Raw genomic sequence first — 13,990 nt, 5'->3', positions numbered from 1 at the left:
TGCTGGAAGCGTCCCCTGCCGCGGGAGCGGCGCGGTCCGGGGATGGCGGGAGTCCCGGACGGACGATGCACGCGCGGGTGTTTGCGACACTGGAAGGACCATGTCTACCACCCAGCCCGCCGCGACCGGCGCCGCGTCCGAGAAGACCCCGGCGAAGCTCGTCTTCGCCGCCCCCAGGCGCGGCAAGCCGCCGAAGCACCTCGCCGACCTCACCACGGCCGAGCGCCGCGAGGCGGTCGCCGCGCTGGGGGAGAAGCCGTTCCGCGCCGACCAGCTGTCGCGCCACTACTTCGCGCGCCTCGTCGACGATCCCGCCGAGATGACGGACCTGCCGGCCGCTGTCCGGGAACGCCTCGTCTCCGAACTGCTGCCGTCGCTGCTGACCCCCGTACGCGAGATGGACTGCGACGGGGGGACGACCCTCAAGACCGTCTGGAAGGCCTTCGACGGCGTCCTGTTCGAGTCGGTCCTGATGCGGTACCCCGACCGGGCCACGATGTGCGTCTCGTCCCAGGCGGGCTGCGGGATGAACTGCCCCTTCTGCGCGACCGGTCAGGCAGGGCTCACCCGCAACCTGTCCACGGCCGAGATAGTCGAGCAGGTCGCCGCCGGCGCGCGCGCACTCGCCCGTGGACGCATCCCAGGCGGGCCCGGACGCGTCTCCAACATCGTCTTCATGGGTATGGGCGAGCCCCTGGCCAACTACAAGGCCGTGATGGGCGCGGTCAGGCGCATCACCGATCCGGCGCCCGCCGGCTTGGGCATCTCCCAGCGGTCGGTGACGGTCTCCACGGTCGGGCTCGTTCCGGCCATCGAGAAGCTCGCCGCGGAGGACATGTCGGTCAGGCTGGCGGTGTCCCTGCACGCGCCCGACGACGAGCTCCGCGACGACCTCGTGCCCGTCAACAACCGGTGGAAGGTCGCCGAGGTGCTGGACGCGGCCTGGGCCTACGCCGACCGGAGCGGCCGCCGCGTCTCGATCGAGTACGCCCTCATCAAGGACGTGAACGACCAGGCGTGGCGGGCCGATCTTCTCGGAAGGCTCTTGCGCGGGCACCTCGTGCACGTCAATCTGATTCCGTTGAACCCAACGCCGGGTTCCAAGTGGACCGCCTCACGGCCCGAGGACGAGCGCGAGTTCGTCCGCCGCCTGGAGGCCCACGGGGTCCCGGTCACGGTGCGCGACACTCGGGGCAGGGAGATCGACGGGGCCTGCGGGCAGCTGGCCGCGGCGACCAAGGACTGAGCGCGCCGCCGGTGCGTTCCTGGCGCCGCGCGGGGCGCAGGGGACACGGCTGAGGAGCGCGGTGCCGGTGAAGACGGGTACACGGCTGCCGGTGGTCTTGCGGGGCTACGACCGGGACGAGGTCGACGCCCTGCTGAAGCGGGTCTCGCAGGCGCTGAGCGGCGGACCGCCGATGTCCGCGGACGAGGTGCGCCAGGCGCGCTTCACCACCGTCCTTCGCGGCTACGAGCATCGCGCGGTGGACGAGCTGCTCCGCGAGTGCATCAGGGAGCTCCAGGCCATGGCGCCGTTCGGGGAGCGCCCCGGCCGCACGCGCGCCCAGCCGGCCTGGCTGATCAACTGGATCCAGAACGCGCGGTTCTCGGGCGCCGGGCTGCGCCCCGGCTACGACGTGCGGGACGTGGACGCGTTCCTCGACCGCGTGATCGCCGGGCTGCGCGGCGTCGCCCCGCCCGTGACCGCTCGCGACGTGCGGGAGAGCGCGTTCCGCACCGTCCGGCTCGGGCCCGGCTACGACGAGCAGGAGGTCGACCGCTTCCTGCTGCAGCTGTCGGCCGCGCTCGAACGCTGACGCGGTTATCCACAATTTCACGGGATGCTGCGCGCCGGGTGAGGGCCGCGCCACGCTACGTGCATGGACCCCTTCGCCGCACAGTACCGACGGCTCCGCGCCCTGTTCGACTCCTTCCTCGCCCCCGAGATCACGGCCCTCCTGCTGCCCCTGGTCAAGCCGGCGCTGCGCCTGTCCGGCCATGGCGAGGTGCCCGTCCGCCTCGGCGGCGCGCCGCTGCTGCCGCCGGGCGAGCCATGGCCGACGTGGAAGGGCCGCCCGCTCGACTTCTTAGGTGCGATCGACATCGCGGGCCTCGCCCGCCTCGCCGAGATCCCCGGCCTGCCCGCCTGCCGCGCCGCGTTCTACTACGCGAGCGAGATCCCCCGCCCCTGGGGCGACGAGCCCGGTCACCGCGGCGGCTGGCGCGTCCTCACCGGCGACCTCCGCCCTACGGCCCCGCCTCCGGGCAGCATCTCCTACCCGGAGACCACCTTGGGCGCCGCTCCGTTCCTCTCCCTGCCCTCTCCCCAGGAGGCAGCCGTCCAGCGCCTGGAGAGCGTCTACGACGGCATCGTGGCCGTGTACGAACAACTGCACGCCGCCTGGACCCGCCACACCTGCCCGGACGACGCACCCGCCCACCAGTTGGGCGGCTGGCCGACGCTCGTCCAGCGTCCGCTCGGCCCCGACTGCCTGTACGCCTCGACCGGCCGCACCCTGAACTCCCTCCACCCCCCAGCCCTTACCCCGGATGAGCGGCGCGCGGTCGAGGAGTGGCACCTGCTCCTCCAACTCGACTCCGACGATCGCCTCGGCTGGTACTGGGGCGACCCGGGCCGCGTCTATTTCTGCAACCGCCGCGACACCCCCTTGGAGCAGGCATGGCTGACCGTCCAAGCCGCCTGACACACGCCACACCGCCCCTGCAGGGGCGAGTTCCCCCCCGGCCCCCGCCTATGAGCCGTCGTGGCGTCGTGGCGAGGTGGTGAGGGGGCGGGGGGACGGCGTGGCGGGGCGACGTGGCAGCGGCGTGGGCGGAAGAGGCCGGTATCACCACTCCTGGGCCCGTACTCCTGGGCCCGTCCTGCGGACGACCACCCCGCACGGGGCTCTCAGAGGGTGCGGCGGGGGACGGTGAGGAGGTAGGCGGCGCCGACCACCGCGGACCAGACGAGCACGTGGAGGGCGGTCGCGGGGAAGTGCGAGACGAAGGCGCTCGGGCCGTCGTGGGCCGCGTGCATCCAGCCGATCATCGGGATGGAGAGCCAGGAGAGCCGTCCCATGCCGAGGAGAAGGAGCGCGGTCGCGCCGCCGAGGAGCGCCAGCAGCGAGACGCCGGGATCGGGGATGAGGGCGCGGCTGGTCCATGCCCCCAGCAGCGTGCCCGGGACGGCGACGAGGAGGTTCAACGCGCACCCCGCCAAGACGGCTCGCCCTGGCGAACCGACCAGGAAGGCCTGAATGAGAGGAACGGCCAGTGCCAGCGCGCCCAGTGAGACGTTCACGCAGTAAGCGGCGAGCAGACCGGCCCATGTGGGTGCTGACGGGTGGCGGGCCGCAGTGGCGGTCAAGGCGCGCTGCTCGTCGGGCTGGGTGTCGAGGAGGGCGCGGGCCGCCCACGCCCACACGGGGAACAGGATCGCCGCGACGTCCGCGAGCGTCCGCACGGCGAGGGCGGCGGCGTCCGGGCCGCTCGGCCCCTGTGAAAGGACCAGCGCGACGACCAGCGCCACGACGATCAGCGGCTGCAGGACGCGCAGCGAGCGGAGGTATCCCGCCACCTGGAACCGGACGAGCGCGATCACTCTGCGGGCCTCCGGACCCGGTAGCCGTCGGCGCGCAGCTTCGTCTCCACGGTGTCGGCCTCGTCGGCGGGCACCTCGACCTCCAGGACGGTCCAGGCGCTTCCGCCCCCGGCCGACAGCGGGGTCACGGAGCCGTCGGCGACGTGCAGGCGGTCGACGCCGGGCATCGCCTCGATGCAGCGCTGGTGGTCGCTGACGACGACGGTGGAGCCGCGCGCCGCGAACTCGGAGATCAGCCCGGGGAGCGCGTCGCGTGTGGCGGCGTCCAGGCCGGCGAAGGGCTCGTCGAGGACCAGCAGTTCGGGGTCCGCCATGAGCGCCTGCGCGATCCCGATCTTCTGGGCGCTGCCCTTCGACAACTCGGCAAGCCGGACATCGAGGAGGTGGTCAAAGCTCAACCGCTCCGCCCAGGCGTCGCAGGCGGCGGCGGGGACGCGCCGAATGGCCGCCATGTGGCCCAGGTACGCGCGGACGCTGAACGGCTGGTCCACCGGGAACCGCTCAGGCGCGTAGCCGACCCTCGCGGGACGGCCCTTGACGGCGCCCGCACGGGGCCTGCGCAGGCCGGCCATCACGCGGAGAAGAGTGGACTTCCCTGCGCCGTTATGCCCGGTCACCTCGGTCACACTTCCTTCCGGCAGCGACAACGAGACGTCCCGGAACACCCACGGATCCCGCCGACGGTAACGAAAGGCGACACGCTCCAGCCGCATGACAACCAGACGCTAGAGCCCACCGCATAAGGAGGCCGTTAGACCCGCCACCAAGAGGCGCCCCCGAACCGCAGCGTCCCCTCACCCACCGAGCCGTGCTGTCGTATCGCCCGCAGGGTTGTTAGGTGGGGGTGGTGAGGGCTTTTGAGAGGCGGGTTGCGTAGGTGGCGGCTTCGGTTTCGGAGGCGTATTTCTGGCGGGGCCAGAAGAAGCCGCGGAGGCCGTCCTTCGGGTTGCGGGGGACTACGTGGACGTGCAGGTGCGGGACGCTTTGGCTGATCCGGTTGTTCATGGCGACGAACGAGCCGGCTGCTTCGAGCGTGTCCTCCATCGCCTTCGCCAGGCGTTGGGCCTGGGCGAAGAACGGTCCGAGGAGGTCTTCGGGCAGGTCCGTGAGCGTCTCGTAGTGCGTCCGGGGGACCAGGAGGGCGTGCCCCTTGAACAGTGGCCGAGTGTCGAGGAACGCCATCGCGTCCGGTGCGTCGAGCACGATGTGCGCGGGACGCTCACCCTTGATGATCTCGCAGAACAGACAAGCCTTGCTCGCAGCTTCAGCCATCCCCCCATTCTCCAGCCCCGCGCACCAGCCGGCCGGGTGGGGTCATCAGGGCCAGGGTCGTGTCGAGGACTTGCGCGCGGTGGGGACGGGGGGTGGTCGGGTCCCACAAGCGGATCGCGGCTATTTCGTCGGTGGGGGTGAAGTTGCTGGGGCGGGTGGGGGATTCGCCCGTGTAGAGGGCGGCGTACTCCTCTCGGGGCGGCGAGACCAGGCGGAAACGGGCGTAGCCGGCGAGGGTGAGGGCGGGAAGGTGGAGGCCGGTCTCCTCGTGGAGTTCGCGGACCGCCGCTTCCAGGGGCGACTCGCCCGCCTCGATCACTCCGCCCGGGAGTTCCCATTGGCGGCGGTGGCGGTCGTAGACCAGCAGGAGGTGATGGTCGTGCCAGACCGCCGCCAATGCCGCGGGCATCGGGGCGTCACCGGGGACGGGATGGGCGGCCGGGAGGAAGTCCGTGAGCGCGTTGCCTTCGCGGTCCTCCGCCAACGGGTTCCCTCGGCCGGGCATGGCGGGTCAGGTCAGGGCCAGCAGAAGGGCCGTGTAGGGAGGGATCGGGTCGGGGGCGGGTGCCGCCGCCTCCTGTGCGGCGGCGTGTTCGTAGAGGTCGCGTTCGGCGCGGTCCAGGGCGGCTGACAGGACGTAGTCGGTGACCGTCCAGCCGATCAGCTCGGCCGCCGTGCGGATCATGAGGAACTGCTCCGCGGAGGTCCGGAAGGCGATGTGATCGTCGGCGGGATCGACCGGAAGGTCCTGGCGAACCGACTCGGGCATGGCCGGTCTCCCTTCCTTGCGGCCTTTAAAAGTACGCCGCGAGGTGTTGCCAGAACATCCCCTCAGAGAACGAGAATCGTCGGGTGTCTGATGGAGTCAGCGGGTTCCCCAGGAGTAGGTCTGTTTGCGAAGTTTGAGGTAGACGAAGCTCTCGGTGGAGACAACGCCGGGTATGGCGCGGATTCGGCCGAGAAGTTCCAAAAGGCGTTCGTCGTCCTCGCAGACGAGTTCCAGGAGGATGTCGAACGAGCCGGCGGTGATCACGACGTAGTCGATCTCGTCGAGCGCCGCGAGCTCGTCGGCGATCTTCTCCAGGTCGCCCTCGCACCTGACGCCGATCATCATCTGCCGGTGGAAGCCGAGCATGAGCGGGTCGGTGACGCCGACGATCTGCATGACCCCCGTGTCGAGGAGCTTCTGCACGCGCTGGCGCACGGCGGCCTCGGAAAGGCCCACGGCCTTGCCGATGGCGGCGTAGGAGCGGCGGCCGTCCTGCTGGAGCTGCTCGATGATCTGCTTGGCGGTCTCGTCGAGCTGGACGCGGGGGGCCCGTTCCATCAGGATCTCCTAGCTGCGGCATCGAGGGTGTGAGGCCTCTGGGTCAAGTGAATCAGTCGTGAAACTGGATCGTAACAACGGAATCACTTGTGTTGGGCTGAATCCTCTGTCAGGGTCGGGCCAACAGGACACAACGGGCGAAGATGCCCAGGAGGGACCTGAGGATGAGCGGCGAGCGGCTGCGCAACTTTATCGGCGGAGAGTACGTCGACGCCAAGGACGGGCGGACGCTGGAGGTGGTCGACCCCAGCACCGGCGAGACGTACGCGGAGGCGCCAGTGTCCGGCGCCGAGGACGTCGACGCCGCGTTCCGCGCGGCGGCCGACGCGTTCCCCGCCTGGCGCGACGCCACGCCGGGCGAGCGGAGCCTCGCGATGCTCCGCTTCGCGGACGCGGTCGAGAAGCGGGCGGAGGAGCTCGTCAGGGCGGAGAGCCGGGACACCGGCAAGCCGCTCCAGATGACCCTCGAGGAGGAGGTGCCGCCGATGGTGGACAACCTCCGGTTCTTCGCCGGCGCGTCCCGGGTGCTGGAGGGCAAGGCGTCCGCAGAGTACATGGCGGACCACACCTCCTCGATCCGTCGGGAGCCGATCGGGGTGTGCGCCCAGGTGACGCCCTGGAACTACCCGATGATGATGGCGGTCTGGAAGATCGGGCCCGCGCTGGCGACGGGCAACACCGTCTTGCTCAAGCCGTCCGAGACCACCCCCGCGAGCACGCTGATGCTGGCGGAGATCGCGGCCGAGTTCCTGCCCCCGGGCGTCTTCAACGTCGTCTGCGGCGACCGCGAGACCGGGCGTTCGCTGGTGGAGCACCCGACGCCGCAGATGGTGTCCATCACCGGGAGCGTGCGGGCCGGCATGGAGGTCGCCGCGTCGGCGGCCAAGGACCTCAAGCGGGTGCACCTGGAGCTCGGCGGCAAGGCACCGGTGATCGTCTTCGACGACGCCGACGTCGAGGCGGCGGCGACGGGCATCGCCGAGGCGGGGTACTTCAACGCCGGCCAGGACTGCACGGCCGCCACCCGCGTGCTGGTCGCCGACCGGCTGCACGGGGAGTTCACCGAGGCGCTCACCGAGGCCGCCAAGGGGACGGCCGTCGGACCTCCCAGCGACGCCGACGCCTTCTACGGGCCGGTGAACAACGCGAACCAGCTGGAGCGCGTCCAGGGCTTCATCGAGCGGGCGCCCAGCCACGCGAAGGTCCTCACCGGCGGTGAGCGCGTGGGGGACCGCGGCTACTTCTTCGCGCCGACCGTCGTCGGCGGCCTCCGCCAGGACGACGAGATGGTGCAGAACGAGGTGTTCGGTCCGGTCATCACCGTCCAGAGCTTCTCTGACGAGGCGCAGGCCGTCGAGTGGGCCAACGGCGTCCAGTACGGGCTGGCGGCCAGCGTGTGGACGCAGAACCACGGCCGCGCCATGCGGATGACCAAGGCACTGGACTTCGGGGCCGTGTGGGTCAACACCCACATCCCGCTGGTCTCGGAGATGCCGCACGGCGGCTTCAAGCATTCCGGCTACGGCAAGGACATGTCGATGTACGGAATCGAGGACTACACCCGCGTCAAGCACGTCATGCACTACATCGGCGGCTGAGCGCCGCCGACCGGAGCCCGTGAAGGAAGTCCCGCCCATGACCGAGACCCGACCCGTCGCGGCGCCGCGCGACGATCCGGCCAGCGCCGTCCCCGCCATCGAGCTCGAGGGCGTCCAGAAGTCGTACCACGCCTACGGCGAGACCGTGGCGGCCGTCCGCGGCGTCGACCTGACGATCGCGGAGGGGGAGTTCTTCTCCCTGCTCGGCCCGTCCGGATGCGGCAAGACGACGACCATGCGCATGATCGCCGGCTTCGAGGAGCCGTCGGCGGGCCGGGTCCGGTTGCACGGGCAGGACGTCACGGACGTGCCGGCCAACCGGCGCGACGTGAACATGGTGTTCCAGTCGTACGCGCTCTTCCCGCACATGAGCGTCTTCGAGAACGTCGCGTTCGGCCTGCGCCGGCGCGGCGTTCCGAAGGCGGAGATCACGCGGCGGGTGGGCGGGATGCTGGAGATCGTCGACCTGACGGGCCGGGAGAAGCGCCGTCCCGCCGAGTTGTCCGGCGGCCAGCAGCAGCGGGTCGCGCTGGCCCGGGCGCTGGTGAACGAGCCCCGGGCCCTCCTGCTGGACGAGCCGCTCGGCGCCCTCGACCTGAAGCTGCGCCAGGCCATGCAGGTCGAGCTGAAGCGGATCCAGCGGGGGGTCGGCGTGACGTTCGTGTACGTGACGCACGACCAGGGCGAGGCGCTGACGATGTCGGACCGCGTCGCCGTCATGAACGACGGGGTGATCGAGCAGCTCGGCACGCCGCGGGAGATCTACGAGCATCCCGCGACGCGCTTCGTGGCCGGCTTCATCGGGACGTCCAACCTGCTGGAGGGGGAGGTCACCGGCACCGAACCGGGCAGCGCGGTGCTCTCCCACGGCCCGGACGGGCGGATCGAGGTCCCGATGCGGCACGGCCGCGAGGCCGCCGAGGGGGACCGGGTGGAGCTGACGGTGCGCCCCGAGAAGATCTGCATCGGGCTGGACAAGCCCGGTGACGGGCTGTGCGCGGTCCGGGGGACCGTGACCGAGGTCGTGTACCTCGGGACGTCGACGAACTACAACATCACCACCTCGGCCGGCGCCGACGTCGTGGTGTTCCTCCAGAACGCCACGTCCGCCGAAGACGTCGCCGTGCGCGGCGACAGCGTCTGGCTGTCGTGGGACCCGTGCCACTCGTACGCCATAGGAGCCCCACAGTGAGCCAGTTCGACCCCGCCTTCCTGCGCGGACTCACCAGGCCGCGTCTGGCGCGTTCCAGCGCGGGCGGCCCCGCCCGCCGCGACGTCCTCAGGCTGATGGGCGCGGCCGGCGCCGGGCTCGCCCTGTCGGCGTGCGGGGTGAAGGGCCAGGGCGGCAAGGAGAAGGTCAGCCAGAGCGACGTCGAGAAGTACTGGGCGGGCAAGACCAAGAACGGCACGCTCAACTGGGCGAACTGGCCGGGCTACATGCAGGACGACCGGGAGACCATCAAGGCGTTCGAGAAGGAGACGGGCGTCAAGGTGACCTACAAGGAGGTCATCCAGGAGATGGGCCCCTGGTTCGGCAAGATCCAGGCGCCGCTGGCCGCCGGCCAGTCCATCGGCTTCGACCTGATGGTGATGACGAACGGGATCCAGCTGGAGCAGTGCCGCCAGCTCGGCTACCTGGCGCCGCTCGACCTGTCGAAGCTGCCGAACTTCCAGGCGAACGCCGGGCCGTCGTTCAAGAACCCCTCCTACGACCCCGGCAACGCCTTCACGATCCCGTACGAGTCGGGCGTCACCGGGATCGCGTACAACACCAAGTACGTGAAGGAGGAGATCACCAGCATCGCCCAGCTGTTCGACCCGAAGTACAAGGGCAAGGTCGGCATGATGGGCGACTCGCAGGAGCTCGGGAACTTCGGGATGTTCCTGCTCGGCATCGACCCCGAGAAGTCGACGAAGGCGGACTGGGAGAAGGCCGCCGCCAAGCTGCGGGAGCAGCGCGACAAGGGCATCGTCCGCAAGTACTACAGCCAGGACTACGTCGACGCCGTCAGCAAGGGCGACGTGTGGATGACCATGGCGTGGTCCGGCGACGTGTACAGCCTGACCAGCCCCGACGTGAAGTTCGTGGTGCCCAAGGAGGGCGGCACGATCTGGACCGACAACCTGTGCATCCCGAAGACCGCCGAGAACCCGGTGGACGCGCTGATGCTGATGAACTGGCTGTACGTCCCGGAGAACAACGCGCCGCTGACCGAGTTCATCAACTACATGCCGCCGATCCCGGCCACCCAGAAGCTCATCGCGCAGAAGGCGGAGCAGGCCGGCGGCTCTGACAAGAAGGACCTGATCCGGCTCAGCACCAGCCCCCTGATCTTCCCCTCGCAGGCCGACCTGGCCCGGCTGCGGCACTACCGGCGGCTCACGCAGGCCGAGGAGGCCGAGTACCAGAAGATCTTCGAGCCGATCTCCAAGGGCTCGTGATGGGCGGGGTGCGGGGGCGGCTCGCGCCGTACCTCATGATCCTCCCGGGCGGGCTGTGGCTGGCGGCGTTCTTCCTTGTCCCGCTCGTGCTGATGGTCTCCCTGTCGCTGCAGACCGGGAACCTCATCGACGGCTTCCAGCAGACGCTGCACTGGCAGAACTACACCGACGGGCTGAGCACCTACGGCGACAAGTTCGTCCGGTCGCTCTGGTACGGGCTGCTCGCGACGATCGCGTGCATTGTGCTCGCCTACCCGGCCGCGTACTGGATCGCGTTCCGGGGCGGGCGCGCCAAGTCGACGTACCTGTTCATGCTGCTGCTCCCGTACTTCGTCTCGTTCATCCTGCGAACGGTCTCGTGGAAGCTCGTCCTCACCGACAACGGGCCGATCCTCGGGCCGCTGCGCGACCACGGCGTCCTGCCGCAGGGCTTCCACATCCTCGACACCGGCGCCGCGGTGGTGTCCGGGCTCGCGTACAACTTCCTGCCGTTCATGGCCCTGCCGATCTACGTGGCGCTCGAACGCGTCGACCCGCGCGTGGTGGAGGCGGCCTACGACCTGTACGCGAGCCGCACGCAGGCGTTCCTGCGGGTCATCCTGCCGCTGTCGCTGCCCGGCGTGTTCGCCGGCGTGATCATGACGTTCGTGCCGGTGTCGTCGGACTACGTCAACGCCGAGGTGCTCGGCGGCCCGCAGAACACCATGATCGGCAACGTCATCCAGACCGAGTACTTCAACAACAGCGCCTACCCGATGGCGTCCGCACTGTCGTTCGCGCTGATGGCGATCCTGCTCGTCGGCATCTTCGCCTACGCGCGCACGCTCGGCACGCAGGACGTCCTGGAGGCGGCCGGCCGATGACGACGCATACCGAGGCCCCGGTGACCCTCACCAAGCAGCCCCCGCGGCCGCGCCGCGCACCCCTCAGGCGCCGGATCTCCGTCCTGCACCTCTACACCCTCGCGCTGATCGCGTGGCTGATCCTGCCCATCGCGATCATGATCCTGTTCGGGTTCAACGACACCCGCAGCAAGCAGAACTTCCAGTGGCAGGGCTTCACGCTCAAGTGGTACGCCCACCTGTTCGACAAGAGCGACCTCACCGCGGCGGTCGTCAACTCGCTGACGATCGCGGTGTTCAGCACGCTGATCACGACGGTCATCGGGACGTTCGCGGGCCTCGCGCTCGGACGGTACCGGTTCCGCGGCAAGGGCTCGACGAACCTGGTGCTGTTCATGGCGATCTCCTGCCCGGAGATCGTGATGGGCGCGTCGCTGCTGTCGATGTTCGTCACGTTCAACCTGCCGCGCGGCTACCTGACGATCCTCCTCGCGCACGTGATGTTCTCGATCGCCTTCGTGGCCGTGACGGTCCGCGCCCGCGTCGTCGGGCTCGACCCCTCGGTGGAGGAGGCCGCGCAGGACCTCGGGGCCGGCCCGTGGACGCGGTTCCGCCTGGTCACCCTGCCGATGATCATGCCGGGCGTGCTGGCGGGCGCGCTGCTGGCGTTCGTGCTGTCCATCGACGACTTCGTCATCACGAACTTCACCAGCGGCGCCACCGTGACGTTCCCGCTGTGGATCTACGGCTCCACCAGGACCGGCACCCCGCCGCAGGTCAACGTGATGGGGACGATCATCTTCGCGGTCGGCGTGGTGATCGCGGTGGTGTCGGCGCGGCGCAGCTACCGCGCGCGGACGTGAACGTGAACGTGGCCCAGTCGCTCGCCGACGCCGCGCCGGAGCCCTTCTGGCTCCAGGACCCGGCCCGTCCCGCCGCGGGCCCGGCCCTGACCGGTGCGCTGACATGCGACCTCGCCGTCGTCGGCGGCGGGTACAGCGGCCTGTGGACGGCGCTGCTCGCCAAGGAGCGCGACCCGTCCCTGGACGTGGTCGTGCTGGAGGCCGGCCGCATCGGCACCGCCGCGTCCGGACGCAACGGCGGGTTCTGCGCCGCGAGCCTCACCCACGGTCTGGAGAACGGCCTCGGACGCTGGCCGGACGACGTCCACACCCTCGAACGCCTCGGTTGGGACAACCTGCGCGCCATCGGTGAGACCCTCACCCGCTACGGCATCGACGCCGAATGGGAGCCCACCGGGGAGATGAGCGTCGCGACCGAGGAGTGGCAGGTCCCGCTGCTCCAGGAGGCGGCGGAGAAGGCCTACGAGCACGGCTGGGAACCGATCCTGCTCGGCCCGGAGGCGGTCCGCGCCGAGGTCGACTCGCCCACCTACCTCGCGGGCCTGTGGGACCGCGACAGCGTCGCCATGGTGCACCCGGCCAAGCTCGCCTGGGGCCTGGCGGACGCCTGCCGCTCCCTCGGCGTCCGCGTCTTCGAGAACACCCGCGTCACGGCCATGCGTTCCGACGCCCGCGGGCTCCGGCTCACGGCCGCCGCGCCCCCGCGGCGGAACGGCGGCGAGCCCGGTCCGCTCGGGACGGTCACCGCCCGGAAGGTCGCCCTGGGAACCGGCGCCTTCCCGCCGGTCCTGCGGCGCCTGCGCCACTACGTCGTCCCCGTGTACGACTACGCGCTCGTCACCGAGCCGCTCTCCGCCGCCCAGCGCGAGGCCATCGGCTGGCGGCACCGGCAAGGGCTCGGCGACAGCGCCAACCAGTTCCACTACTACCGGCTCACCGCCGACGACCGGATCCTGTGGGGCGGCTACGACGCCGTCTACCACTTCGGCAACGGCTTCCACCCCGGCCTGGAACGGCGCCCCTCCACGTACACGACGCTGGCCCGGCACTTCTTCGCCACGTTCCCGCAGCTGGAGGGCATCCGCTTCAGCAACGCCTGGGGCGGCGTCATCGACACGTGCAGCCGCTTCTGCGCCTTCTTCGGGACGGCCTACGACGGCAGGCTCGCGTACGCGGCGGGCTACACCGGCCTCGGTGTCGGCGCCACCCGCTTCGGCGCCGACACCATGCTCGACCTGCTGAGCGTCGGCCTCGCACCCGGCGAGGAGACCGAGCGGACGCGGCTGGAGATGGTGCGCACCAAGCCCGTCCCGTTCCCGCCCGAACCGCTGCGCTACGGCGTCATCGAACTGACCCGGCGCGAGATCGCCCGCGCCGACCGCAACGCCGGACGCCGCGGCCTCTGGCTCCGCACCCTCGACCGCATGGGCCTCGGCTTCGACTCCTGACCCCGAAGGGGGATCAGTCCGGCGACTCGTCGACGGAGCCGAAGATGACGGACGAGACCTCCAGGTACAGCTGCTCCGGGTACGGCATGAAGCCGACGTTGCGGAGCGCCTGCTTCTGGCCCGCGGACTCCATCACGAACTCGCCGTAGCCGAGGATCCGCCCTGTCACCGAGCGGTTCAGCGCGATGTCGGTGACCTTGGCGAGCGGCATCATCGCGACGTTGCGGTTGAGCACGCCGTTGACGACCATCACCCGGTGCTCGGTGACGAGGAAGAAGTCCACCGACCAGGCGATCACCTTCCAGGTCAGGTAGCCGACGGCGATCAGCCACAGCCACCAGAGCCAGACCTGCCCGGTGACCGCGCTCGCCGCGCCGCACGCGATGAGCCCGAGCACGACGACCGACACCGGCAGCAGCAGGACGGCGGGGTGCCGCCGCACCGCGATGACACGGCCCTCGTAGGACATCAGATACTTGTCGACGGTGCGCGACGAGGTGTCGCGGTGCACCATCATGTCCTGCAGATTCACGGCGGCGTCCTCGTCATGATCCGGGTGGGTCAACCGTAGCCGACGCGGAACCGGCGGTGCAG

At 70.3% G+C, this 13,990-nt stretch carries 16 protein-coding genes; 9 read left to right on the top strand and 7 right to left on the bottom strand.

Annotated features, from left to right (window positions below; genetic code table 11):
- The first annotated feature begins 100 nt into the window (after positions 1–100).
- The 3 genes from rlmN to K4S16_RS06365 all read left to right on the top strand — a co-directional run bounded on the left by rlmN (position 101) and on the right by K4S16_RS06365 (position 2,705).
- Positions 101–1,246, top strand: coding sequence for a 23S rRNA (adenine(2503)-C(2))-methyltransferase RlmN (gene rlmN, locus K4S16_RS06375; RefSeq protein WP_149257785.1), 1,146 nt, complete (start codon positions 101–103; stop codon positions 1,244–1,246).
- A 67-nt stretch (positions 1,247–1,313) separates the two neighbouring features.
- On the top strand, positions 1,314–1,817 hold the full coding sequence (locus tag K4S16_RS06370) for a DivIVA domain-containing protein (protein WP_149257784.1): 504 nt from the start codon (positions 1,314–1,316) through the stop codon (positions 1,815–1,817).
- A gap of 63 nt (positions 1,818–1,880) precedes the next feature.
- Positions 1,881–2,705 (top strand): DUF1963 domain-containing protein, encoded by an 825-nt coding sequence (locus K4S16_RS06365; protein ID WP_149257783.1) that lies wholly within the window; start codon positions 1,881–1,883, stop codon positions 2,703–2,705.
- Positions 2,706–2,911: 206 nt separating this feature from the next.
- Here the strand turns inward: K4S16_RS06365 and K4S16_RS06360 are convergent, their stop codons facing one another.
- The 6 genes from K4S16_RS06360 to K4S16_RS06335 form a co-directional block, all read right to left on the bottom strand.
- Complete coding sequence (locus tag K4S16_RS06360) at positions 2,912–3,604, bottom strand: hypothetical protein (RefSeq protein WP_149257782.1); 693 nt, start codon at positions 3,602–3,604, stop codon at positions 2,912–2,914.
- Positions 3,601–4,317, bottom strand: coding sequence for an ATP-binding cassette domain-containing protein (locus K4S16_RS06355; RefSeq protein ID WP_149257781.1), 717 nt, complete (start codon positions 4,315–4,317; stop codon positions 3,601–3,603). The genes K4S16_RS06360 and K4S16_RS06355 overlap by 4 nt, the downstream gene beginning before the upstream one ends.
- A 121-nt stretch (positions 4,318–4,438) precedes the next feature.
- Complete coding sequence (locus K4S16_RS06350; protein ID WP_149257780.1) at positions 4,439–4,876, bottom strand: HIT family protein; 438 nt, start codon at positions 4,874–4,876, stop codon at positions 4,439–4,441.
- On the bottom strand, positions 4,869–5,360 hold the full coding sequence (locus K4S16_RS06345; RefSeq protein WP_305790867.1) for an NUDIX hydrolase: 492 nt from the start codon (positions 5,358–5,360) through the stop codon (positions 4,869–4,871). The genes K4S16_RS06350 and K4S16_RS06345 overlap by 8 nt, the downstream gene beginning before the upstream one ends.
- Before the next feature lie 27 nt (positions 5,361–5,387).
- Positions 5,388–5,645 (bottom strand): DUF1778 domain-containing protein, encoded by a 258-nt coding sequence (locus K4S16_RS06340; protein ID WP_149257779.1) that lies wholly within the window; start codon positions 5,643–5,645, stop codon positions 5,388–5,390.
- A gap of 96 nt (positions 5,646–5,741) precedes the next feature.
- On the bottom strand, positions 5,742–6,203 hold the full coding sequence (locus K4S16_RS06335) for an Lrp/AsnC family transcriptional regulator (RefSeq protein WP_149257778.1): 462 nt from the start codon (positions 6,201–6,203) through the stop codon (positions 5,742–5,744).
- A gap of 164 nt (positions 6,204–6,367) precedes the next feature.
- On the opposite strand from K4S16_RS06335, the gene K4S16_RS06330 reads away from it, so the two are divergent.
- From K4S16_RS06330 to K4S16_RS06305, 6 genes are read left to right on the top strand one after another with little or no spacing between them, the layout of a single operon-like run.
- Complete coding sequence (locus K4S16_RS06330; RefSeq protein ID WP_149257777.1) at positions 6,368–7,801, top strand: gamma-aminobutyraldehyde dehydrogenase; 1,434 nt, start codon at positions 6,368–6,370, stop codon at positions 7,799–7,801.
- Positions 7,802–7,838: 37 nt separating this feature from the next.
- Entirely contained in the window at positions 7,839–8,993 is a 1,155-nt protein-coding gene (locus tag K4S16_RS06325; RefSeq protein WP_149257776.1) for an ABC transporter ATP-binding protein, read from the top strand.
- The gene (locus K4S16_RS06320) at positions 8,990–10,243 is read left to right on the top strand and encodes a spermidine/putrescine ABC transporter substrate-binding protein (protein ID WP_235036602.1); all 1,254 of its coding nucleotides are present in this window, start codon (positions 8,990–8,992) and stop codon (positions 10,241–10,243) included. Before K4S16_RS06325 ends, K4S16_RS06320 begins: the two co-directional genes overlap by 4 nt.
- Positions 10,243–11,106 (top strand): ABC transporter permease, encoded by an 864-nt coding sequence (locus tag K4S16_RS06315; RefSeq protein WP_149257775.1) that lies wholly within the window; start codon positions 10,243–10,245, stop codon positions 11,104–11,106. Before K4S16_RS06320 ends, K4S16_RS06315 begins: the two co-directional genes overlap by 1 nt.
- The gene (locus K4S16_RS06310) at positions 11,103–11,948 is read left to right on the top strand and encodes an ABC transporter permease (RefSeq protein WP_149257774.1); all 846 of its coding nucleotides are present in this window, start codon (positions 11,103–11,105) and stop codon (positions 11,946–11,948) included. The genes K4S16_RS06315 and K4S16_RS06310 overlap by 4 nt, the downstream gene beginning before the upstream one ends.
- Positions 11,949–11,950: 2 nt before the next feature.
- Positions 11,951–13,396 carry an FAD-binding oxidoreductase gene (locus tag K4S16_RS06305; RefSeq protein WP_149258077.1) on the top strand — a complete coding sequence of 482 codons (1,446 nt, stop codon included), beginning with the start codon at positions 11,951–11,953 and terminating at the stop codon, positions 13,394–13,396.
- A 13-nt stretch (positions 13,397–13,409) separates the two neighbouring features.
- Here the strand turns inward: K4S16_RS06305 and K4S16_RS06300 are convergent, their stop codons facing one another.
- Positions 13,410–13,928: a PH domain-containing protein gene (locus tag K4S16_RS06300; protein WP_308800782.1), complete on the bottom strand. Its 519-nt coding sequence runs from the start codon at positions 13,926–13,928 to the stop codon at positions 13,410–13,412.
- Positions 13,929–13,990: the final 62 nt, after the last annotated feature.

This window comes from Actinomadura sp. K4S16, from assembly GCF_008327685.1.
In the GTDB taxonomy this organism is placed as follows: Bacteria; Actinomycetota; Actinomycetes; order Streptosporangiales; family Streptosporangiaceae; genus Spirillospora.
The sequence above is the reverse complement of the archived record's forward strand: the minus strand, read 5'-3'. Positions and strand labels throughout refer to the sequence as shown.